This is a genomic window from Bradyrhizobium sp. RDM12 (assembly GCF_051917485.1).
GTDB lineage: Bacteria > Pseudomonadota > Alphaproteobacteria > Rhizobiales > Xanthobacteraceae > Bradyrhizobium.
On record NZ_CM133064.1, the window covers coordinates 1,987,259 to 2,007,690 of the forward strand.

Sequence of the window (20,432 nt, forward strand, 5' to 3'; positions counted from 1 at the left end):
GCGACAACGGCGCCTTCAAAGCTTCGTTCCTACTGATCCACCGCAGCGTCTGCCGCGCCTCAAGCCCTGCTGAGTTCGATTATCAGACCCTCGTTGCCTTTCAGGAGAGTGGATGCCGGCTCAGCAGTGTGTAAGGGCCGGTCCGGATGCGTCGACAGGAGCACGTTCCCAGGACGTTCCCATTCAAACTTGCGGGGCTCGGCCGCGATGTTGAGAATGATCAGCAGCTCACTTGCGTCCAAGGTACGCTTGAACGCCAGGACGTCGTTACGGGCCCGGACCGGGTGATATTCGCCGCGCCGCAGCGCTGGGTGTGCTCGCCTCGCCGCAATGAGGCGCCGGAATAGATGCAGGATAGAGCGCTCATCGCTTCGTTGCTGCTCGACGTTGCGGGCGCCGTCTGTCTCCAGCGGCAACCAGGGCTCGCCCGTCGTGAAGCCGCCCGCGGGGCTGTCATCCCATCGCATCGGAGCGCGCTCGGGATCGCGACAGAGACCATATCCTTTGACCAGCTTTTCGAACGGATCATCAATTCGATCATCGGGGATGTGAACGCGTTCGCGGCCGATCTCGTCGCCCATGAAGAAGAAAGGCGTACCTTTCAGCGTCATCAACAACATCGCCAGCGTGCGCATCGCCGCTTGTCCGATCGAGCTTGCGATGCGCTGCTTGTCATGACCTCCGATGACCCACACCGGCCAGGCATCCTCGGGCAGAGCATTCAAGTAAGCATCGATCGCTGCCTGCAACTCGAGCACGTCCCAGGGGCAATCGAGCAGTGCGAAATTGAGCGGGAGGTGAAGACGTGGCCGCTCGTTTCCGTAGAAGTGACCAATGCGGTCCGTCTTGCCCTGAACTTCCCCGCATAGCAGCCTGCTCTCGTAGCGATCGATGACTTCGCGAATGAACTCGATGCATTGCATCGTTTCTGGTCGATCGTCGGTGAAGACCGGCGTGAAACGCTGCGGCGGCGGCTTGTTCCGGCCTTGTGGCGCGGGCGGATTATCGCGGAGGAGGTGATCCTTGATCAGGACGGCGCTGGCGTCGACACGAAATCCATCGATTCCGCGATCCAGCCAGAACCGCATGACATCTGCGATTGCCGTCCGGACCTCGGGATTGCGCCAATTGAGGTCAGGTTGCTCGGCCAGAAAGGAATGGTAGTAGTACTGTCGCCTCGCGTCGCACCATTCCCAAGCGCTGCCGCCGAAGCGGCTGAGCCAATTGTTGGGCGGAGCACCTGTCGCAGCCGGCTCGGCCCAGACGTACCAATCCGCCTTTGGATTGTCGCGGGAGGCACTGCTTTCAACGAACCAATCGTGATCACTGGACGTGTGGTTCGGCACAAGATCGAGAATAAGCTTGATGCCAAGCCCGTGCAGCTTGGCGATCAGGCGATCCATATCCTCAAGGCTGCCAAACGTCGGGTCGATCGTCCGAAAGTCGGAAATGTCGTAACCGAAATCGCGGAAGGGACTTCTATAGATCGGAGTCAGCCAGACTGCGTCGACGCCGAGCCAGCTGAGGTAGTCGATGCGCGGGAGGAGGCCGGGCAGATCTCCTTTGCCATCTCCATTGAGTCTTGAAAGGAAACAGGCGCTAGTTCGTAAATGACCGCGGACTTCCACCAATCGTCTGCAAGTTCGTTCATGAAGAAGCTTTGCCGCGTTGTCTGTTTACGGGCGTGTGTCGTCTCATTAGCGCTGGTCTGCGATTGTCAGTCTGCTGCGTGCCATCCGGCCCGCCTTCCGCGGTGCGATTGCGGGCACCAGCGCCGGCGCATCCGTTGCTATGCGGAGAGCAAAGTAGGCGATTGTTGCCTGAAGCCCGTCTTTCAGCGCCACGCGTGGACGCCATCCCAATGACCTTTCGGCCGTATCTATAACCGGCTTGCGGCGCTGCGGATCGTCCTTTGGCAATTCCTCGAATCGCAGGGGCGAGTCCGACCGCGTAAACGACAGAACCTCACGGGCAATCGCTTCGATCGTAACCTCGTGCGGGTTTCCCAGATTGCATGGCCCTGTGACGGAGGCCGGGCTCTCCATCAGGAGCTGCAGTCCCCGCACGAGATCTTCAACGAAGCAAAAGCTCCTGGTCTGAGTTCCGCGCCCGTAAATCGTGATGGGTTCTCCCCGCAATGCCTGCACAATGAAGTTCGAGACGACCCGGCCGTCATTCTCGAGCATGCGCGGTCCATAGGTATTGAAGATGCGGGCGATCTTGATCTCGATGCCATGCATCCGGTGATAGTCGAACATCAAGGTCTCTGCCGCCCGTTTGCCTTCGTCATAGCAGGCTCGTGGGCCGATCGGATTGACGTTGCCGAGGTAAGACTCCGGCTGAGGGTGAATCTCGGGATCGCCATATACCTCGCTGGTGGATGCCTGAAGCACGCGAGCTCCTTTTTCATGCGCCAGTTCGAGAATGTTCAGGGTCCCGACGACGCACGTCTTCATCGTGCCGATCGGATCCCTTTGGTAGTGGCGCGGCGAGGCCGGGCAGGCCAAGCTGTAGATTCGGCTGATGTCCTCGTCGATCTCAAGCGGCTCACGCACGTCATGCTCGATGAAACGAAAATTCGGATGGTTGAGCAGAGGCCTGATATTGTCTGTCGTCCCGGTCAACAGGTTGTCGACACAGATCACTCTGTGGCCGCGCTGTAGCAAGGCGTCGCAAAGATGCGATCCGATAAAGCCGGCGCCTCCCGCAATCAAGACGGCGGAGGAGTTACGGGGCGCATTGATGCGGGTCTGGAACGTCATGGTAATCTCCTTCAGAGCTCGGCGACCTGCACCCGCCGGATTTCGGACAATTTTCTTGATTTGCGCCGACGCCGCGCCAGTGCTTCCAGATAATAGGTCTCCAGTTGCTCGGCTCGATGATGCGACGTGTGTTCGGCGAGAACGCGCCTTCGCGCGTTCTCCGCGATGGTGCGGCGGCATTCCTCAGGCATGTCCCGCAGGATCTCGACGACACCCTGCGAGTCGGAGACGAGAAGAATTTCGTGTGACGGCTTGAAGATCGTCTCGATTCCGGGCCACTGGTCTGAGATGATCGGCGTGCCGCAAGCGGCTGCTTCAAACAGCCGAACGCTTGGGGAGAAGCCCAAAACACGCATGTCGGCGCGGGTCGCGTTAAGAGCGAAGCGCTGCTCGAATAGAACATCGGATGCTGTTGCGGCGTGAGATGCTCGATTCGGTCTACGTTGCCCGGCCAGGTTATATGTTCGGGATATTGAGCCCCGGCGACGACAAATTGCTCGGAAGGAAGGACCCTTGCAGGTGCAAGAAGCAATTGTTCAAGAATCGGCTGCCGGTCGTCACTGTAGGTCCCCAGATAACCCAGCGACCATTTCGGCTCCGCCGGCTGCGGAGCGTAAAGCTTCGTATCGGCACTGCAATACAGCGCCCGCGCCAGAGGGCTACCGTAATTCTCCTCGATCATCTGCGGGACTGAACCACCTGAGAACGAGAGATAGAGGTCGAAACGCGGAATCATCGCGGCAGAAAGATAATCCAGGCCGCCTTCGAGTCGGGACAACGTGACCGGCGTATCGATGTCATAGAAGGCCGTAATGCCTCGGGCCTGGCTCGTGACCCACTCGGAAATCGCAATGCCGTCCGGGACGAAGGAGCCGATAATGACCAGATCCGCCCCACGGATGAGTTGGCCGAAGCGGTGCGGAATATCACTCAGAGACTCGTAAAGGCCGACATTCCACCCGGACGGCTTCACCAGATCGCGATGGTTTCGATACCACGGAACGTCCCGCTCCAGAAAGCTAACGCGGTGGCCACGTTGCGCCAGGGCCTCGATCAGGGCACGGTAGGTCGTGGCGTGACCGTTGCCCCAGGACGACGTGACCGAAAGACCGATGACGACAATATTGAGGTTCATTCTGCTGCCTCGATTCGCGAACTGATTCCGGCAAATAGATCGTTGAACTGGTGCGCGCGATGGCGGTAGGTGTGATGGCCGAGGATGCGCGCACGTGCACGGCCGGCGATGGCCTGTGCGCGACCGGGGCTCAGGGCGCTGATGTGGTCCGCGACCTCCGCGCCTGTCGAAGCCACCAGGACCTCGCGGCCGGGCTCGAGGAAATGATCGATGCCGTCCCATTGATCGGTGATCAGGCAGGCGCCGGCGCCGATGGCCTCAAAGACACGCGTCGGAGGAGAAAATCCGTATCGAGCCATGCTGTCGCGATTGACGTTCAGTGTGGCGAGCCCTGAGCCGAAGAATGCGTTGTGGTCGGCCGTTCCGACATGTCCGACCTTACGTAGATTGGCAGGTGTGTCCTTGGTTTCCCAACCGGAGCCGCCGAGCACAAACGTCCTTGCCGGCAAGGAAGATGCGACATCGATGAAGAACCGTTCGACGCGCTCCTCCCGGTCGGGCAAGCGGTTGGCCAGCAGGCTGAGATCGCAGCCGAACCGTGGAATCGGCGCCGTAGGGAAGTGCGTGACGGGGTCGAGCGCGTTGTAAATCGGTACGCAGTCCCGGGCACCGATCGCGCGATAGGCGGATACGACGCCCTCTCCACCGCCATAGGTCAGCACCATGTCGTAGGACGGGATTGCGCGTCGGAGGTGGTGATGCGGGTTAATCGCCATCGACTCGAGCGTAGCGGGCGCGTCGACATCCCAGTAAATGCGCATCGCTTTGGAGGGAGCGTTGGCTGCGGCGATTTCCAGCTCCTGATCGAAGACGCCGACGCCGCTCGCCTTGATGAGCATGTCGGCCGATCTTGCTGCGATCTCGATACTGCGTTGCCAGCCATCGGGCGTTGCCGGATAAACCACCACCTTTGCCCAATCGGGATCTGCGATGTCGCGATGCGCCTGGCGTTCAAAGGCGTCCGGCTCGAAGAAGGTGATGTCGTGCCCGAGTGCCGCGATTTCCTTCAGCATGCCACGATAATAGGTCGCGGCGCCGTTCCAGTACGACGAAACCAGGCTCGATCCGAAAAAGCAGATCTTCATGCGACGGCTCCGACATATGGCCGCTGCTTCGACCGGCCCGAGGCCCGGATGTTCTCGACGATGCCGAGAAGCTGTTCTGCGCGATGACGGCAGGTGTGACGTTCCCTGATCGCGCGGAGGCCGGCTTCCACGGTCGCGGCGGATAGCTCGCGATCGTCCAGAAGCATGCGCAGGGTGCGTTTCATCTGCCCTCCATCGGCGGCGCTGAAATAGGTACCTTCGGGGAACAGACCTTCCGCGTCCGACCAGGGCGCGGAAACCAACGGGATGCCGCACGCCATCGCCTCGAACACGCGAATGGTCGGGATGCCTGGAAGAGACCGGACATAAGGGCCGCGCGGCACATGCACCGTTGCGCGTGCGCTGGCGAATGCTGCGGGCGCCCGATGCGCCGGCAGCCAGCCTCCATGCCGGATGCCTGCGGCCCGTATCGTGTCGAGCGCCGCATCCGAATAGCGGACGCCGTAGGCGCGCGCGCTGAGCTTCAGCTCAGCCACCGGGCCAACCAGGAACTCGTTGAGTTCGGCGCTTCGTTCGCCATCGCCCCAATTTCCGATCCAGATCAAATCCTCGGTGCGTTCGATGTGCGGCAACGGACGGTACAGAGCGACGTCAGCCGCCTCATGCCATGTGAACGCCCGGTCCGCCCAGCCGAGCTTCAGGTAAATCTGGCGGAGCACCTCACCGAAGGCGAGCACGCCGTCGAATCCATCGAGGTCGAACTGCGCGAGCTCTTCCGGCGCACTGACGGCCCGGTGATGGGTATCGTGAAACAGCAAGGTGAACGAAGCGCCTTGCGCGCGCCTGCGCCCGATTTGCGCGATCAGATCGGGCGAGTTCCATTCGTGAACAATCACAAGATCGGCGCCGTGCAGCACCCCATCGAGATCCAGGGATGCGTCATGGCGACGAACATCGATGCCCGGGAAGAGCGCCGGGATGTCGTCCATCGCCTGAGTGCCGCCCTCTCGCATGGCATTCAACCGGCTCCAGCCGTCGATGGGCTCATAGACAATCACGTTGTGACCGAGCGCATGCAGCTCGCGCGCATAGCCTCGCAAGAAATGCGCATTGCCATTGTTCCAGCAGGAGCTGAACGCGTGGTAGAACAGGACGCATTTCATGCGCGCACCTCGATGGGACTGTCTGACGCTTTCGCGCGCCCGGAAGTGAGCAGCCCTTCGTAGAGCCTGAGATAAGCGCTCGTCATCCGTGTCAGCGAATAGGTCAGGGAATGCTCATAGGCGGAACGCTGCAACCGGGTGCGCTCACGTTCGTCGGTGCAGAGATGCGCAAGCGCGCGATGCAGCGCCTGGCCGTCGGCAGGATCGACGAACAGGGCAGCTCCGCTCCACAATTCCCGGAACGTCGGAATGTCGGACAGCACAAGTGCGCAACCCGCTGCCGCGGCCTCAAGAACGGAGAGGCCGAACGGCTCGTAGAGCGCCGGGCTGACGAAGATTGCGGCATGCTGCAAGCGTGCGCGCATGACATCGTGCGGCAACTGTCCGAGCCAGCTCACGGCGGCCGAAGGGCAAGCATCGGCCGGTCCCGCGACCTGGACGGGCCAAGGCAGTCCGGCTGCCGCGGCCGTCAGAGCTTCGATGTTCTTGGCGCGGTCCCAAAGTCGACCGGCCGCCATGATCAGGTCCTGTTTTCGCCCGCCGGGCTCGCCGGGCGCGATCCCATTCCAGATCACCGCGCCCGGGGAGCGGGGACGGTAGATCTCCGCGATCACGTTGTGGAAGGACTGGCTGGGGCACACCCAGGCTTGAGTGTTGTGGAGAGCTGCAGCGACGCGTTCGGTGTAGCGGCGCCATCGCGGCTGCTCCAGCCAATCCGTATCCCGGCAGGCCAGTGCCCAGGAATTAACGCAGGAGTGTGCCGCGAGCACAGTTGGCGCGCGCCAGCCGAAGGACGCCTCACGAAAGCTATTGAGATGAACAACGTCCGGCCTGAGTTTGCTTTCGAGGCCGGCAAGGACGCGCCGCGCGTCGGATAGGTTTTGCCCTTCGGGATCCTGCCATTCGAGCGCAAGATCCGTTTCGATCAAGCGCACGCGAGAACCATGCAGCATCGCCCGCTGATCTGCCCGCGCGCGCGGACCCATTGTCACGAGCTTGACCTCGGCGCCGGACTCCGAGAGATGCGATGCGAGACCGCAGGAATAGGTCCCACACCTCCGACCGTATCGGTGGTCATCAGAATCATGATGTCCGAGACACGGCTCATGGCACGACCTGGAGTTCGAGAGCATCGAGGGGCACCGGGCGATCGTTCTGCACGTCGCTGAACTGATCGAACAGCGTCAGATAGTGCCGGTGCGCGCGTTCCCAGGCGAAATCGTCGGGCTCGCCCCACAATTTTCTGTAATCCGGCGAGCCCGGATAGGGATAAAGCGGCACCGGATCGTTTGCCCAGACTCCCGCGTCTTGCATTTGGCGGCGCCAGCGCTGCACGACCGGATCCTCGTCCTCCGGCACCTCGATCAAATTGGCCTGCACGAAGGGAACATGGCGGCGTGCCTCGACCAGCCGCTCGGCCAATTGATCGGTGGTCATCTTGCAATTCTTCGCGAGCGCGGCGCGCCCCTCGACCGTCAGGCTCTCGATACCGGCCTCGATCGAGACACAGCCGGCCTCGCCGAGCAACGCCAGCATGTCTGGTTTCCAGAGGTCGATCCGGGTCTGCACGCCAAACTTCAGCCCTCGCGCGCTTAGCCCCTTGAGGAGTTCGCTGTTCGGAAGAAAAATTTCATCGATGAAGTAGACATATTCGATGCCCTGGTCGCGGAGCCTGTCGATTTCATCGAGGATGATCGCGGGGGGCGCTTGCGATAGGCATTGCGAAAATTGTCCTTGGCGCAGAACGTGCAGCTGTACGGACATCCCCGTGACGCCTCGACCTCGGCGCCCGGAGCGAATGGCTCGGCCTCGAAGCGGTGATGGTGGTGGTGATGGCGCCGGATCATTTCATCCGGCCAGCGCAGCGGCGGCTGGTCCTTGAAGTCGACCGCCTGAGGGCCGCCATTGATCCGGATCGAAGCCCCCTCGGCGAAGCACAGGCCGGCGAAGTCGCGTTCGCCATTGGCCAGTCGAAGCAGGGAGATCTCGCATTCCCCCATCACGACGACGTCGACGCCGAGCTTCTTCAACGCCGCCCGCGGCGTGGTCGAGCCGTGGGGACCTATCGCGACCAGGACCGGGGCGAGGTCTCGCACTGCCAGCGCAAGCTCCTGTGGAACGCGGAGCTCGGGCGGTGCACAGCGCCAGAACAGATATGTCGGCGCCGTCGGACGACGACCAAGTCGGGCCCGAAAGCGCGCAGTTCGGCCTCGATCTCGACGAGAGACAGATCGAACATGTGCGCGTCGAGCAACAGAGTCTTGTGCCCGGCCGCCCTCAGGTAGTGCTCGGATATTCCGAGTTCGAGCGGGAGGTGAGGGGATCGGCAGCCGAAATAGATGCTGCCGCTGAAATCCCAGTTGGGGTTGATGAGGGCGACGCGCGTCATGCCAGAGCCTCGCGGTCGCCGTGTGATGATCCGAACCGGCTTTCGAGCCATGTGTGGAGTGAGCGGAGACCTTCCGTGACGGCAATCCGCGGCGCCCAACCGAGCGCGGTGGACAGCGCGCGCGTGTCGGTGACATACCAGGGCTGATCGCCAGGACGCCAATCGGCGAAACCGTATCCGACATTGCGGCCGGTCAGATCGGTGATGCTGTCGATCAATTCCAGCAGGCTGATCGCGTTGGCGGGGCCACCGCCCAGGTTGAACACGCGTCCGCGCACCAGGTCCATGCGGTCAAGCACGGCAAGCCAGGCGGTAACCGCATCCGAGACGTGAAGCGCATCGCGGACCTGCTTGCCATCGCCGTAGATCGTGAGCGGGTTGCCGCGGATCGCGCTCAACAGAAAATGCGCGATCCAGCCCTGATCCTCGGTCCCGAACTGCCGCGGTCCGTAGATGCAGCTCATCCGCATCACCACGGTGCGCAGACCGAACACCCGGGCGTAGTCGTGAACATACTGATCCGCCGTGCCCTTCGAACATCCATAAGGACTATAGAAATCGAGCGGCGCGTTTTCGGAGATACCATTGGCCAGGACATCGTCCGTCGGGACATAGCGGCGGCCCGAGAGAGCGATCGCGCCGTCGTCGATCAGGCGGCCGTAGACTTTGTTGGTCGAGGCGAAAACCACCGGTGCCTGCCTGTTGTGCAGGCGAACCGCTTCGAGGACGTTCAGCGTGCCGCGTGCGTTGATCTCGAAATCGGAGGCGGGATCGCTCAAGCTGTCGGTGACGGCGACCTGGGCTGCCAGGTGCAGCACGGCACGAGCTTCGCGCACGGCGTCGATTACCGGAATCGGGTCGCGGATATCGGCAATCGTGATGTTGATCTTCTCGCCGTGTCTGGACTTCAGCCATTGCGCGTTTTCGCGCACCCCGGCGCGAGCGAGATTGTCCAGCACCAGAACGGTCTCGCCACGCTCCGCAAGCCGATCGGCCAGATTGCAGCCGATGAAGCCGCAGCCGCCGGTGACCAGGACAGGCCTGTTGTCCGCGCTCTGGGTCATCACGCAACCAATCCTCTTTCCAGCAGCTCTCTGGTTGCTCGCTCGGCCTGATCGTCGGCAATCTGATCCGCCAGATATTCGGCGAGCTCCTCGAGGCCATCCTTGAAGCCGACATGGGGCTCGAAGCCGAGCAGATCGCGGGACTTGCCGATATCGGCGAAGCAGTGCCGAATATCGCCCGCGCGGTACTTGCCGGTGATTTCGGGTTCGATGTCGGTCCGGCCCATGACTTCGGCCAGATCTTGCGCCACCGAAACAATGGTTCGACTGTGACCCGAGCCGACATTGAAAACGTCGTGGGCGTGCTCGGCCTCAAGCGCTATGCGGCATGCACGCGCGACGTCATGCACATGGACGAAGTCCCGACGCTGCAGGCCATCCTCGAACACGAGGGGGGCCGTCCGTTGAGCAGCCGGGCCGCAAAGATGGCAAGCACGCCGGTGTACGGATTGGACAAGGCCTGGCGCGGGCCGAACACGTTGAAGAAACGCAGGGCTACGGTGGGAATGCCATAGGCTTTTCCCGTAATCAGGCACATGCGTTCCTGCGCATATTTGTTGAGCGCGTAGATTGAGCTCAACGACGGCTGCTTTGTCTCGGGCGTCGGAACGGGCTCGAGAGGATGACCGGCGTTGTCGCGCAAATCCCAATCACCGCGGCGAAGCTGTTCGATGGGCCGCTCCTCGCAGGCAAACACGCCGTGGCTGGCGTTGCAATAGAGGCCTTCGCCATAGATGCTCATGGACGACGCCACCACCAGCCGCTCGACCGGCCGCTTCGATAGCGCCTGTAGCAGAACGGCAGTGCCGACCTCGTTGGTTCTGACGTAAGGTTCGATGTCGTACATGCTCTGACCAACGCCAACGGCCGAGGCGAGATGGAGAACCATGTCGGTCCCGCGCAGAGCATGTTCGACGGCCAGTGCATCGGTGACGTCCCCGATGACGAGCTCAGCGTCTTTTGCAAGATAGGCCGGATGCTGGCGATTGCCGCCGTGAACCTGAGGCGAGAGATTATCGAGGAGTCTAACCTCGTAACCCGCCGCGAGGAGGACATCGGCAGCATGGGAGCCGATGAAGCCCGCCCCCCAGTGATCAATATTCGCGTCATTCACCGCTCCATGCCGCGTGAGACCGATCTCGTGATCGGCCTGGATGAGAGTGGAAGCGCGCTTTGCTGATGGTCGGGCGACCCGCGCGCCAGTCACATTCCTAGAAGCGGTGCAAGGAATGTTCGTTCCTCGGAAATGTACAAACGAAAATTTCTCTAACCTGGATCAATAATCCAGGTGAATCGCGAACGTCCTCTCAAAAGCTGGTCCCGTGCAGCGGCGGCGGCAATTCGAGATGCTTGGCCACGGAAGCTGCAATATCGGCAAAGCCGGTCCGCTGACCGATCGAGGTGGTCCGGCTGGCATTCACGGCCAAGATCGGAACCTGCTCGCGCGTATGATCTGTGCCGCTCCACGACGGGTCGCAGCCATGATCGGCCGTGATAATCAGAAGATCGTCGCTTCGCAGGCAGTCCCGCAACTCCGGGACGCGTGCATCGAACGCTTCGAGTGCTGCGGCGTATCCCGTCACGTCGCGGCGATGACCGTAAGTCGTGTCGAAGTCCACGAAGTTGGCGAACAACAGACCGCCGTCTGCAAGTCCATGCAGACCTTCGAGCGTCGCATCGAATAGTGCATGATTGCCGTCGCCTCGCTTATTACGTCCGGTGCCGCGATGGGCAAAGATGTCGTCGATCTTCCCGATGGAGACGACGTCGCGATGGTCAATTTCGGCGAGATCGAGCAGTGTTTGTCCTGGAGGAGGGACAGAGTAGTCGCGGCGGCGCGAAGTCCGTTTGAAATCGCGTCCGGAACTGCCGATGAACGGCCGGGCGATAACGCGGCCGATATTCAGAGGATCGACCAGCTTGCGCGCGATCGAGCAAACCTCGTAGAGGCGTTCGAGCCCGAAGGCCTCTTCATGTGCGGCGATCTGGAAAACGCTGTCGGCGGAGGTGTAACAAATCGGTTCGCCGCTTTGCATATGGCGCTCGCCAAATTCCGCGATGATTTCCGTGCCGGAGGCGTGACAGTTCCCCAGGATGCCGGGTACCCCCGCCTGCGCACACAATCGCTCCGTCAGTTCGCCGGGAAAACAGGGTTCTGTTCTTGGAAAATAGCCCCAGTCGAACGGGACGGGGACGCCGGCGATTTCCCAATGTCCTGATGGGGTGTCCTTGCCTCGCGACAATTCACTTGCGCATCCGAACTGGGGTTGCCCACGCGCGAGGTCGTCGAGACCGGGAGGAATACGCCCGGTGGCGAGGCGGCAGGCTTGACCCAGCCCCGTTGCCACGAGATTGGGAAGACGCAGGGGGCCCTCGCGCACCTCGTTGTCGGCTTGCCCGCGCGCGCATGCATCGGCGATGTGACCGACGGTGTCAGCGCCTTCATCGCCGTAGTGCTGGGCATCGGGAGCGCCGCCGATCCCCACCGAATCCATCACCAGGATCAGGGCACGCATATGCGCTCCTCGTTGGCCGAAGCAGGCGAAGATGCTCGATCTGAAACGCCGGTTCTAACACAATAGCGTTCGACCATTCGCGCGCAGAAGTCCGCAAACTCGTTTGCGTCGAGCGGCGGACTTGTGTGGTGGGGTGCGATGCCCCTGTGTTCAGGCGTGAAGCAGAACGTGACCGTAACCTGAAAATCAGCCAAGGCGTCCATTTGACGGTCGAACCAATCGAGAGCGTTCGGACGGAAGCTGTCAGCCCACGACAAGCCTGTCCTGAGATGCACCACACCGAGGCGCCGCATCCAGCGCACCGCATCTGCCAGGCGATGGTCCTCAAAGTGGAACCACTGGCACAGTCCCATTTCGCGCGCGTACTGGCCGAAAATGTCCAGCGCCGCCTTTGGCGTGCCATCCTCACGCAGCAGCCCCATGTGGAAGTGGCGATAGTAGGAGGACCCCTCGGCCTCCTTATGCCGCGTCGTGGCTTCCCAGGTGGAGGGTAGATCGTAGAGGCTGTACCAGTGAATACGCGGCGCGCGGCCGATCAGCAGTTCTGCCGTGCGCGTCAGACCCCACGCCTGCACCTCTTCGGCACCGAAGGACGAAACGCCGACTTCGGTCACCCAGACCGGGAGCGAAGTGGCCGCCTTGATCTCGTCCAGCTTGTTCGGCCATTCCCCGATTTTCCACAGGTTCCAGTCCAGCGGAAAGCCATGCACAGCCACCGCATTGACATGGTCGAGCACGCCCCGCGACTGCATGTTTCGAATGAAGGACGGGTCGATCGGCGATATGCCGCCTAGCACGCGTGGCAATCTCGGATGTGCGCTACGGATCGCCTTGGCCGCGGCAGTGGCCATGGCTGCGAACATTTCCCACTCGGGATCGATCAGGATATCCCAATGCGATTTGTTATTTGGCTCGTTCCAGATCTTGGCAGCCTCGATCATCAGCCTGGTCTCCGGAAGGGGTAGACAGGGCCGTCCGCTTGGGGCCGCTCAGTCCGCTTGCAGAGATAGACTTCCTCTTCCGGGTGTGCCGCAACGGCAAAACCAGAGCTGCGCAGCATGGCTTCCACGCAGGCGCGGTTGGGCACCCACCAATTGGTTGGATCATCAGCGTATTTGTGCTCGATGAAGTGGAGTTTCGGATAGCCGGGTGAGTCGAATTGCTCCGTGGTCCAGAAGTCGTAGTTCTCGTCGACGAGATCGACCTGACAGTCGCCGCGCAGCATGGATTGGAACAGCAGGAGATCGCCAGCCACGTGCTCATGGATGAGGTCGAGGGCGAGCAGGGGATGCCGAAGGTGATAGAGCACGCCCATGAAGATCACCAGGTCGAACTTTTCGCGGAGCTGGCCAACGTCATAGGCCGACATCTTGCGAAACTCGATTTTGAGCCCATTGACTTCCGCGGCGAAGCGGGCCTGTGCCAGATACTCCTCATCGGTATCAAGGCCGAGCACGCGCTCGGCGCCGCGCCGCTTCATTTCCATCGCGTAGAAACCGGCGTTGCAGCCGATATCCAGCACGGTCTTGCCTTCGAGCCGGTCTGGAACGATCCCGGAGAACCGTCGCCATTTGACGTTCGGGTAGTCGCCGAGAAAGTGCGTGGGCGCGGTCGGGACGCCGTCAAGATCGAGATTATGAAACCACGGGCCCAGCGCATCAACGCGCCGGCGAATTTCGTCACGGGAAAGGGCGCCTCGGGTCATGCAACCGCTCCGTCGTTCGTGATAGCCGGCGCGCGCGCCTTGTCCACAGATCCGCCGGCCAGCAACCGCGAGCGGCCATTTCCCGTGCCGCTTCCTGCGAGAAGTGCCATTGCCGTGCGATAACCGTCGATGGTGCCGACATCGACATAGGTCTCGCCGGCTTTGATTCCCCTGCCGCGACCGCCGGAGGCAAGGTAAGCATTCACGAGCGTGCCGAAATACTCGTCCTGGCAATCGCGCTGGCTCCAGAGCGCCTGAAGCTCGCGGAATCCGTGCGCTGACATCCGAAACGCTCCCCATATCCATTTCGATGCAGCATCCGGCTGCTTCACCTGGATCTCCGTCACATGGTCGCCATCAAGCACCACAGCATCGAAGAACTCCGGATGTTCGACTGGAAACAGCAAGAAGGACAGGTCGGCGTTCGGCAGCGCCTGCAGCGCGGCCTTGGGAAACCAGACGGTGTCGGGAAGGCCGACGACGACGTCCTCGTCCCTGCCGACGACAGTGCCAGCCCGGAACACGGCGTCGCATAGACCGGATGGCTCCGGCTGCACGACATAGGCGAGCTGGGCGCTGCCATAGTGGTCGCCGAAGTATTCGAGGATGTCGGATTTGCCGGGTGAGATCACGAAGCAGATCTTGTCTGCGCCGCCCAAAATCAAGCGCTCCAAAAGATACTCAGAGACGGCGCAGGGCCGGTCGGTGCCGTCATCTTCGCGGCTGCCGACGGGAAGCAACTCCTTCGAGAAGGCGAGTGGCTGGATACGGCTGCCGCGACCCGCAGCCGGAACAATGCCCCACATTCAGGCCTCCTCGGGTTGTTGATGGCGCGTGCCGCGGCATGCGGTTCGTTCGAGCAGTGAGATGAGCTCGCGGGCGCGCTTGTCCGATGTGTGCTGGTCCATGGTTCGCTCGCGCGCCCTCTGCGCGATGCGCTGGAGTTCGGCATCGGGCATCGCCAGAGCGGCGAGCGTGTCGCTCCCGTCGCGCGCAATCAGGATTTCGTCGCCGGAAGCGAAGAACGCGTCGATGCCTTGCCAAGTATCGCTCAAGAGGGAGCGCCGCAAGCCGCGGCCTCGAACAATCGACCCGAGGGGCACCAGCCCATCTCTGTCATCGCGGGGCGCGTGACGTTGAGTGTCAGGCGAGACGACGCAAAGAAGGCCGCATGTTCCGATGGCGGCAGGTGCTGGACAAAGTAAATATTTGGTGACCACGGGAAGAAGTCGGGATACTGGGCGCCTCCGATAAGGAAGCGAAAGTCGTGCCGCTCCCGCGCAGGGACCACGAACAGTGTTTCGAGCGTTCTCTGGCGATCTTCAGAGTACGTACCGAGGTAGGACAAATCCGCGCGATAATGTGGTTGTGGCAACACCGGTCGATGAACGTCAGTGTCGACATGGCCGTAAAGCGGTTCGACATGGCGTGCGCCGAGTCTCGTGCAAAATTCGTTCGCGATCCGCGGCCCTCCGGTGAAACTCAGGACTAGATCGAAATCCTTCAGACCGCGCGGTCCGATATATGACACTGTCTCTCCCGCCATGAGCTTCGCCAGCGTGACCGGCGTGTCGAGGTCGTAGAACACGGGAGTCGCGCGGCCTTCCGACAGGATCAGTTCGGTCGCGGCGATCGCATCGGGACAGTATGAAGTGACAATCGCAACGTCCGCGTCGCGGATTTCGCTCCTCGCAGCGGAGCGCACGTCGTCCCAATCTGAAAACAGGATCAGACGGCCACCCGGCAATTCGTGGAGATCCCGGGCTCCGGCGTAGTAGGGCACGTCCCGCTCGAAGAACACGACGGTATGCCCGAGCCGCACCAGATGCTTGCAGAGACCTCGCCACAAGGTCGCATGGCCGTTGCCCCAGGATGAGGAGATTGTCAGACCAAAAATGACGATCTTCACGCAGATACCCGCTGGTTGATTCCTGTGATTTTAAGACTGCCGTTGTCCACGCTGAGCGTGCTGATGCTCGCCGGATCAATCTCGATGCTGAGGAAGTCATCGAGCTCTGTTCGCGAGTAATGCAGAAGCGCCGCCCGAATCGGCTCGGCATGGCTGACAGCCGCAACGGTCTCGCCGCCATTGTCGCTGCGCAGTTGCTCCAGATGGCTGACGACCCGGCGCTGGAGCGATCGCATGCACTCGCCGCCCGGCGGACAACTCGAGCCCCGTTGCGTGTTCCAGTTCGACCATTGCGGATCGCGGTCGAGATCTTCGAAGGCTCGTCCGGTCCACTCGCCGTAATCCAGCTCATCGAGAGCAGGCACGATCTCGAGCGGGAGACCCAAGCGAGCGGCCAGGATGCAGGCCGACTGCATGCAGCGCCGCTGCGGGCTCGATTGAATCAGGGTTGGCGGCGGCCAGAGGCTTTCGGCACAACGCGACATTTCCTGCCAGCCGCGCTCGTCGAGCGCAATCCCTTTCATCCGGCCGCACAGCGTGCGTCCGAGCAGGGCGTGATGACCGTGGCGGACGAGGTGAATGATCTGCGCCATCACGCATAGGCCTTGTCGGCGATGAAGGCCCGTGTCCGGCGTCCGGCCTCCTCATCGGTGAACTGCCGCGGCGGCGATTTCATGAAGTAGCTCGATGGGCCCGTCAGCGCGCCGGCCTGTCCGCGATCCATCGCGAGTTTGGCGCAGCGGACCGCGTCGATGACGACGCCTGCGGAATTCGGGGAATCCCAGACCTCCAGCTTGACTTCCGCACTCAGCGGAACGCCGCCGAATGTCGTTCCTTCCAGCCGGATGAACGCAAGTTTACGGTCCGTGAGCCAGGGCACATGATCGCTCGGACCAACATGGATGTTGTCGGAGTCCATGGGAACGTCGAATTGACTGGTGACGGCTTGCGTCTTCGATATCTTCTTGGACGTCAGCCGCTCCCGCTCGAGCATGTTCTTGAAGTCGGTGTTGCCGCCGACGTTGAGCTGGTAGGTACGGTCGAGCCGGACGCCGCGGTCGCGAAACAAATTGGCGAGCACACGGTGAACGATGGTGGCGCCGACCTGGCTCTTGATGTCGTCGCCGATGATCGGCAGGCCTGCTTCCTCAAATCGCCGCTGCCAATCCGGATTCGAGGCAATGAAGACCGGGATGCAATTGACGTAGCCGCAGCCGGCCTCGATGGCGCGTGCGGCGTACCATTCGCTCGCCTGCTGGGACCCGACGGGAAGATACGATACCAGAACGTCCGTGCGCGACGTCGAAAGGACTTCCGCAACGTCCGCTTCCGGTGCGTCTGCAATCGGGATGTCGTCCTGGAGATAGCGGCCGACCCCGTCCATGACCGGTCCGCGCTGCACGATCACGCCGGTCTCCGGAACGTCGGAAAAACGGTGCGTATTGTTTGGCTTGGCCCAGATTGCTTCGGCGACGTCGCATCCGACCTTGCTCGCGTTGACGTCGAATGCCGATGCGATCTGAATATCCCTGATGTGGTAGCCGCCGAGATCGACATTCATCAATCCGGGCACCGGTTCGTTCGACTCGGCGTCCCGATAGTAGGTGAGCCCCTGGACCAGAGAGCTTGCACAGTTGCCGACACCGACGATCCCGACGCGCACGCGCCGACTGTCTTGAGGACGTGAATGCATGGGTTGGGGCCCTCCAGGACGCAAACGGCGCAGACGTAAGTAGATCGGCGAACGTGCGGCAGGTATGTTCGTTCCTGCTCAGATCATGCTGTGGAGCGGCCAGAGCGCTTTCCGCCGCGCAAAAATGCACCAAGCTTAACCTGGATTAGAATCTGCGGACGTCGGGAGGGAACGAACAGCTTCTTGGTTGAAGATGAAGAAGATGATGCCGGCCCATCAGCGTCCAAAGAACCAATCCTTCCGGCCGGCGTTGGACGGAAAAGCGGGGTCCCATCAGCGTGTCCAGGTCCCGCGCGCCAGCAAGGAAGGTGCCCAATGAACGCGAGCCATTCAAAGACGCAAGACAGCGAAGCCCAGCAGACCACCGATCATGATGTCATTCGAAAATGGGTGGAGCAGCGCGGCGGCAAGCCCGCTACCGTGAGGGCCACCGAGGACAATGGGCATGCCGGCATCCTGCGGATCGATTTCGATCCTCCCGATGACGGCCTGGAGCGGATCGGCTGGGACGAATTCTTCGAGAAGTTCGATGACGCCGGAATCGCCTTCCTTCACCAGGATCGGACCAAGGACGGAGAATTGAGCCGCTTCCACAAGTTCGTAAGAGCCTAGGCTGTTAGCTCTCGTGGGCGGGAACGGCGGCTGGACAGAAGCAATGCGCGCGGGCGCGTTCCTGCGCGCTTGGGCGATCACTGACGGAGATCTGGCGACGCTGGCGCTTCCTCCCAAACATACGGGTCCTCGTCATCTCCAGCGGATCTGGCGCGGCGAGGAGCTCGCGGACAAGCAGGTGCTGGTCCGCTGCTATCATGGTCTTGGCGACACGATCCAGTTTCTCCGCTTCATGCCCGCACTTGCAGCTGTTGCCCGCAGCGTGACGGTCTGGTGCCAGGCCGAGCTGTTGCCATTGGTCATGCGAATGGAGGGCGTTGGTCTCGCTGTTCCGCTTCACGATGGTACACCCTGCGTTAAATTCGAGACTGATATCGAGATCATGGAAGTCCCCCATGCGCTCCGTGCCGGGCGCGAGGCGGCCGAGATGCGAGGGCCGTACCTGACGTTGCCGGATGATGGAGCGGGGGCGGAGCCGCTGGAAAACTCCAGCGGCCTGGCCGTCGGCCTGGTCTGGGAGGTCGGCGCCTGGGACAAGCGGCGCGCTGTTCCTGCGCAGCTTCTGCGACGTCTTGCGGGTGACGGCATAACGCTTTACTCGCTCCAGCGCGGTACCGGAATGGATCGGCTGGCGGAGACGGGGGCGCGGGATATCAGTACGCCTGACATCGTCGCGCTCGGGCATCTGCTCCGGCAGCTGGACCTCGTCGTTTGCGTCGACACCATGGTTGCGCACCTGGCGGGAGCGCTAGGGTGCGAAGCCTGGGTGCTGCTTCATGCCGACTGCGACTGGCGCTGGCCAGCCTCGGAAGCACATACGTTCTGGTATCCGAGCTTGCGGCTTTTCCATCAGCAAAAACTGGGACACTGGGACAGTGTCATCGATGAAGTGCGGCAGGCGCTGCTCTCGCGCGCCGAACTGAAGCGGGTGTTTGCATGAACGTTCACGCGAGCTCCACGCCCCTCGATGCCGGTGCGGGCTGCGGCGATCGCGTTCCGGGGCCTTGAGGGTGAGTTCGCAGATAGGCCGGATCAAAACCGGCCAGACGGACGAGGCCTGACCAGTCCGTGATTGTCATGTTTTTTCCGTGCCATTGCAGGAGGGCACGCCGGCGCAACTCCTGAATCGTCCGATTGGCATGGACCGGAGAGATGCCGCACGCGGCGGCGAGGTCCGACTGCGTGAAGGGTGATGGGAAGCTGAAGTCTCGCGCGAGACCCACGGTCCGGAGGCGCTCCGTGATTTCACAAAGAAGGTGTGCCACGCGGCAGAGGGCATCACGGCTCCCCAGATTCACGGTCCAGTTTCGCTGGATGGCGAGATCGGTCAGCATCATCAGAAGCAACGCGCGGGACATTGCGGGCGAGTTCGCGGACAGCTCATGAAAGAAGTCGTGAGGCACCAGAGCGATGATCGCTGATCCGAGCGCGACGAGATTGGTCCCGGCCGAAGGATGGTAAAGCGTGTGCAGATCGGGAACGTCGCCGGGAACGTATATCGATGTGATCTGCGCGTCCTGTCCGGTCGTGACGCGCCAGCAAAGATAGCCTTGCAGCAGAAGGCAGCAATGGTCAGTCTCGCTGTGGTGCCGCACCATGGTCTGATGAGTTCCAAGGTGCACGATGGTGCTCGGCATGTCCCCGAGCAGGTCGAGGTCCTGGGCGCTCAGATCAGCAAGGCTCGACAGCCTGTCTGCCAGCTTGGAGAAGGCGAATCCTGCTTGCATCACGCATCCAGCTACACGTTTTCAGGCGTCCTATTTGACCTTGCTTGCAGGAATCCGCATTAACGTTTGCTAAGTTGGCGGGTAACTCTCGGTCACATCGGCTGGAAGTTCACGCAGCGGGGCTTTGTTGCGTCTTCACGGTTGCAACATGCTCAGCTGGGGACGCCCGTCCTTGCCTGGCCGTTGGTCAGCTGCCTGGCCCGATCCTTCACGGCCGCGAGCCCCCTAGGAAAGCCGCTCCGGTCAGGGTAGAGCCGGCGCCTTGCCTTGGGCGAGGGGCGCTTCGGCTTGGTGTCCTGCGCCGCGCGATAATCGAGCATCGCGATGCCGCCAATCATCAGAAGGGCGAGCGCGACATTGCCCTTCTTGGGATTATCCGGCGTCAGTGCCGAGACGAGAGCGGCGGCATCCAGTCCGTCGCCGCCGACACGCGCCCACAGCCCGGCGTTCTTGTCGACAGAAAGGGACATGATCCCGCTGATGATTTCCCGAGCGCCGAATGCACGCACCAGCGTCTCGTGGCCCTCCATTCCCAGCGTCTCCGTGACCCGGCGCGGCGCGAAAAGCTCGGCCAGTCCGAGGCCGATGCTGAACCATCCGAGCGCGCGTGCGAGCCGATCCTCGGGGCGCGCAAGACTGGTTCCGCTCTCCACGATTTTCGGATCGCCCTTGGACCTCACGATATTGCCGAAATGAAACATGGTTTGCTCG

15 protein-coding genes and 5 pseudogenes are annotated in these 20,432 nt (G+C 61.8%); 2 read left to right on the forward strand and 18 right to left on the reverse strand.

The features are described from left to right. Positions 1 to 59: 59 nt before the first annotated feature. The 16 genes and pseudogenes from ACTGJ9_RS09470 to ACTGJ9_RS09545 all read right to left on the reverse strand — a co-directional run bounded on the left by ACTGJ9_RS09470 (position 60) and on the right by ACTGJ9_RS09545 (position 17,382). A pseudogene (locus ACTGJ9_RS09470) lies at positions 60 to 1,651 on the reverse strand (alpha-amylase family glycosyl hydrolase). 46 nt (positions 1,652 to 1,697) lie between these two features. Next, positions 1,698 to 2,762: a UDP-glucuronic acid decarboxylase family protein gene (locus ACTGJ9_RS09475; protein WP_456676836.1), complete on the reverse strand. Its 1,065-nt coding sequence runs from the start codon at positions 2,760 to 2,762 to the stop codon at positions 1,698 to 1,700. An 11-nt stretch (positions 2,763 to 2,773) separates the two neighbouring features. Then, a pseudogene (locus ACTGJ9_RS09480) lies at positions 2,774 to 3,897 on the reverse strand (CgeB family protein). Further along, positions 3,894 to 4,982, reverse strand: coding sequence for a CgeB family protein (locus tag ACTGJ9_RS09485; protein ID WP_456676837.1), 1,089 nt, complete (start codon positions 4,980 to 4,982; stop codon positions 3,894 to 3,896). Before ACTGJ9_RS09485 ends, ACTGJ9_RS09480 begins: the two are co-directional and overlap by 4 nt. Beyond that, positions 4,979 to 6,106: a CgeB family protein gene (locus tag ACTGJ9_RS09490; RefSeq protein ID WP_456676838.1), complete on the reverse strand. Its 1,128-nt coding sequence runs from the start codon at positions 6,104 to 6,106 to the stop codon at positions 4,979 to 4,981. Before ACTGJ9_RS09490 ends, ACTGJ9_RS09485 begins: the two co-directional genes overlap by 4 nt. Continuing rightward, complete coding sequence (locus tag ACTGJ9_RS09495; protein WP_456676839.1) at positions 6,103 to 7,239, reverse strand: glycosyltransferase family 4 protein; 1,137 nt, start codon at positions 7,237 to 7,239, stop codon at positions 6,103 to 6,105. Before ACTGJ9_RS09495 ends, ACTGJ9_RS09490 begins: the two co-directional genes overlap by 4 nt. Next, positions 7,211 to 8,495, reverse strand: a pseudogene (locus tag ACTGJ9_RS09500) (TIGR04295 family B12-binding domain-containing radical SAM protein). The gene ACTGJ9_RS09495 and the pseudogene ACTGJ9_RS09500 overlap by 29 nt, the downstream one beginning before the upstream one ends. Then, positions 8,492 to 9,559: an NAD-dependent epimerase/dehydratase family protein gene (locus ACTGJ9_RS09505; RefSeq protein ID WP_456678485.1), complete on the reverse strand. Its 1,068-nt coding sequence runs from the start codon at positions 9,557 to 9,559 to the stop codon at positions 8,492 to 8,494. The pseudogene ACTGJ9_RS09500 and the gene ACTGJ9_RS09505 overlap by 4 nt, the downstream one beginning before the upstream one ends. Continuing rightward, a pseudogene (locus tag ACTGJ9_RS09510) lies at positions 9,559 to 10,669 on the reverse strand (NAD-dependent epimerase/dehydratase family protein). The gene ACTGJ9_RS09505 and the pseudogene ACTGJ9_RS09510 overlap by 1 nt, the downstream one beginning before the upstream one ends. 197 nt (positions 10,670 to 10,866) lie before the next feature. Further along, on the reverse strand, positions 10,867 to 12,075 hold the full coding sequence (locus ACTGJ9_RS09515) for a phosphopentomutase (RefSeq protein ID WP_456676840.1): 1,209 nt from the start codon (positions 12,073 to 12,075) through the stop codon (positions 10,867 to 10,869). Then, positions 12,063 to 13,016, reverse strand: coding sequence for a beta-xylosidase (locus ACTGJ9_RS09520; RefSeq protein WP_456676841.1), 954 nt, complete (start codon positions 13,014 to 13,016; stop codon positions 12,063 to 12,065). The genes ACTGJ9_RS09515 and ACTGJ9_RS09520 overlap by 13 nt, the downstream gene beginning before the upstream one ends. Continuing rightward, positions 13,016 to 13,780 carry a TIGR04290 family methyltransferase gene (locus ACTGJ9_RS09525; protein WP_456676842.1) on the reverse strand — a complete coding sequence of 255 codons (765 nt, stop codon included), beginning with the start codon at positions 13,778 to 13,780 and terminating at the stop codon, positions 13,016 to 13,018. Before ACTGJ9_RS09525 ends, ACTGJ9_RS09520 begins: the two co-directional genes overlap by 1 nt. After that, positions 13,777 to 14,586, reverse strand: a complete 810-nt coding sequence (locus ACTGJ9_RS09530; RefSeq protein ID WP_456676843.1) for a nucleotidyltransferase family protein — start codon at positions 14,584 to 14,586, stop codon at positions 13,777 to 13,779. Before ACTGJ9_RS09530 ends, ACTGJ9_RS09525 begins: the two co-directional genes overlap by 4 nt. Next, a pseudogene (locus ACTGJ9_RS09535) lies at positions 14,587 to 15,689 on the reverse strand (CgeB family protein). Next, positions 15,686 to 16,282, reverse strand: a complete 597-nt coding sequence (locus ACTGJ9_RS09540; protein ID WP_456676844.1) for a histidine phosphatase family protein — start codon at positions 16,280 to 16,282, stop codon at positions 15,686 to 15,688. The pseudogene ACTGJ9_RS09535 and the gene ACTGJ9_RS09540 overlap by 4 nt, the downstream one beginning before the upstream one ends. Beyond that, a complete protein-coding gene (locus tag ACTGJ9_RS09545) occupies positions 16,282 to 17,382 on the reverse strand; it encodes an inositol-3-phosphate synthase (RefSeq protein ID WP_456676845.1) in 1,101 nt (366 codons plus the stop codon). Before ACTGJ9_RS09545 ends, ACTGJ9_RS09540 begins: the two co-directional genes overlap by 1 nt. A gap of 315 nt (positions 17,383 to 17,697) precedes the next feature. Between ACTGJ9_RS09545 and ACTGJ9_RS09550 the strand changes: the two genes are divergently transcribed. Both ACTGJ9_RS09550 and ACTGJ9_RS09555 read left to right on the forward strand, forming a co-directional pair. Further along, on the forward strand, positions 17,698 to 17,994 hold the full coding sequence (locus tag ACTGJ9_RS09550; RefSeq protein ID WP_456676846.1) for a hypothetical protein: 297 nt from the start codon (positions 17,698 to 17,700) through the stop codon (positions 17,992 to 17,994). A gap of 43 nt (positions 17,995 to 18,037) precedes the next feature. After that, positions 18,038 to 18,934: a hypothetical protein gene (locus ACTGJ9_RS09555; RefSeq protein WP_456676847.1), complete on the forward strand. Its 897-nt coding sequence runs from the start codon at positions 18,038 to 18,040 to the stop codon at positions 18,932 to 18,934. 4 nt (positions 18,935 to 18,938) lie between these two features. On the opposite strand, the gene ACTGJ9_RS09560 is transcribed toward ACTGJ9_RS09555, so the two are convergent. Both ACTGJ9_RS09560 and ACTGJ9_RS09565 read right to left on the reverse strand, forming a co-directional pair. Next, complete coding sequence (locus ACTGJ9_RS09560; RefSeq protein ID WP_456676848.1) at positions 18,939 to 19,721, reverse strand: Crp/Fnr family transcriptional regulator; 783 nt, start codon at positions 19,719 to 19,721, stop codon at positions 18,939 to 18,941. A 152-nt stretch (positions 19,722 to 19,873) separates the two neighbouring features. Then, positions 19,874 to 20,422 (reverse strand): hypothetical protein, encoded by a 549-nt coding sequence (locus tag ACTGJ9_RS09565; protein WP_456676849.1) that lies wholly within the window; start codon positions 20,420 to 20,422, stop codon positions 19,874 to 19,876. Positions 20,423 to 20,432 lie beyond the last annotated feature (10 nt).

What these genes read in the sequence shown, in the direction of transcription:
- ACTGJ9_RS09475 (WP_456676836.1), bottom strand. Translation starts at nt 2,762, where the DNA reads ATGACGTTCCAGACCCGCATCAATGCGCCCCGTAACTCCTCCGCCGTC.
- ACTGJ9_RS09485 (WP_456676837.1), bottom strand. Translation starts at nt 4,982, where the DNA reads ATGAAGATCTGCTTTTTCGGATCGAGCCTGGTTTCGTCGTACTGGAAC.
- ACTGJ9_RS09490 (WP_456676838.1), bottom strand. Translation starts at nt 6,106, where the DNA reads ATGAAATGCGTCCTGTTCTACCACGCGTTCAGCTCCTGCTGGAACAAT.
- ACTGJ9_RS09495 (WP_456676839.1), bottom strand. Translation starts at nt 7,239, where the DNA reads ATGCTCTCGAACTCCAGGTCGTGCCATGAGCCGTGTCTCGGACATCAT.
- ACTGJ9_RS09505 (WP_456678485.1), bottom strand. Translation starts at nt 9,559, where the DNA reads ATGACCCAGAGCGCGGACAACAGGCCTGTCCTGGTCACCGGCGGCTGC.
- ACTGJ9_RS09515 (WP_456676840.1), bottom strand. Translation starts at nt 12,075, where the DNA reads ATGCGTGCCCTGATCCTGGTGATGGATTCGGTGGGGATCGGCGGCGCT.
- ACTGJ9_RS09520 (WP_456676841.1), bottom strand. Translation starts at nt 13,016, where the DNA reads ATGATCGAGGCTGCCAAGATCTGGAACGAGCCAAATAACAAATCGCAT.
- ACTGJ9_RS09525 (WP_456676842.1), bottom strand. Translation starts at nt 13,780, where the DNA reads ATGACCCGAGGCGCCCTTTCCCGTGACGAAATTCGCCGGCGCGTTGAT.
- ACTGJ9_RS09530 (WP_456676843.1), bottom strand. Translation starts at nt 14,586, where the DNA reads ATGTGGGGCATTGTTCCGGCTGCGGGTCGCGGCAGCCGTATCCAGCCA.
- ACTGJ9_RS09540 (WP_456676844.1), bottom strand. Translation starts at nt 16,282, where the DNA reads ATGGCGCAGATCATTCACCTCGTCCGCCACGGTCATCACGCCCTGCTC.
- ACTGJ9_RS09545 (WP_456676845.1), bottom strand. Translation starts at nt 17,382, where the DNA reads ATGCATTCACGTCCTCAAGACAGTCGGCGCGTGCGCGTCGGGATCGTC.
- ACTGJ9_RS09550 (WP_456676846.1), top strand. Translation starts at nt 17,698, where the DNA reads ATGAACGCGAGCCATTCAAAGACGCAAGACAGCGAAGCCCAGCAGACC.
- ACTGJ9_RS09555 (WP_456676847.1), top strand. Translation starts at nt 18,038, where the DNA reads ATGCGCGCGGGCGCGTTCCTGCGCGCTTGGGCGATCACTGACGGAGAT.
- ACTGJ9_RS09560 (WP_456676848.1), bottom strand. Translation starts at nt 19,721, where the DNA reads ATGCAAGCAGGATTCGCCTTCTCCAAGCTGGCAGACAGGCTGTCGAGC.
- ACTGJ9_RS09565 (WP_456676849.1), bottom strand. Translation starts at nt 20,422, where the DNA reads ATGTTTCATTTCGGCAATATCGTGAGGTCCAAGGGCGATCCGAAAATC.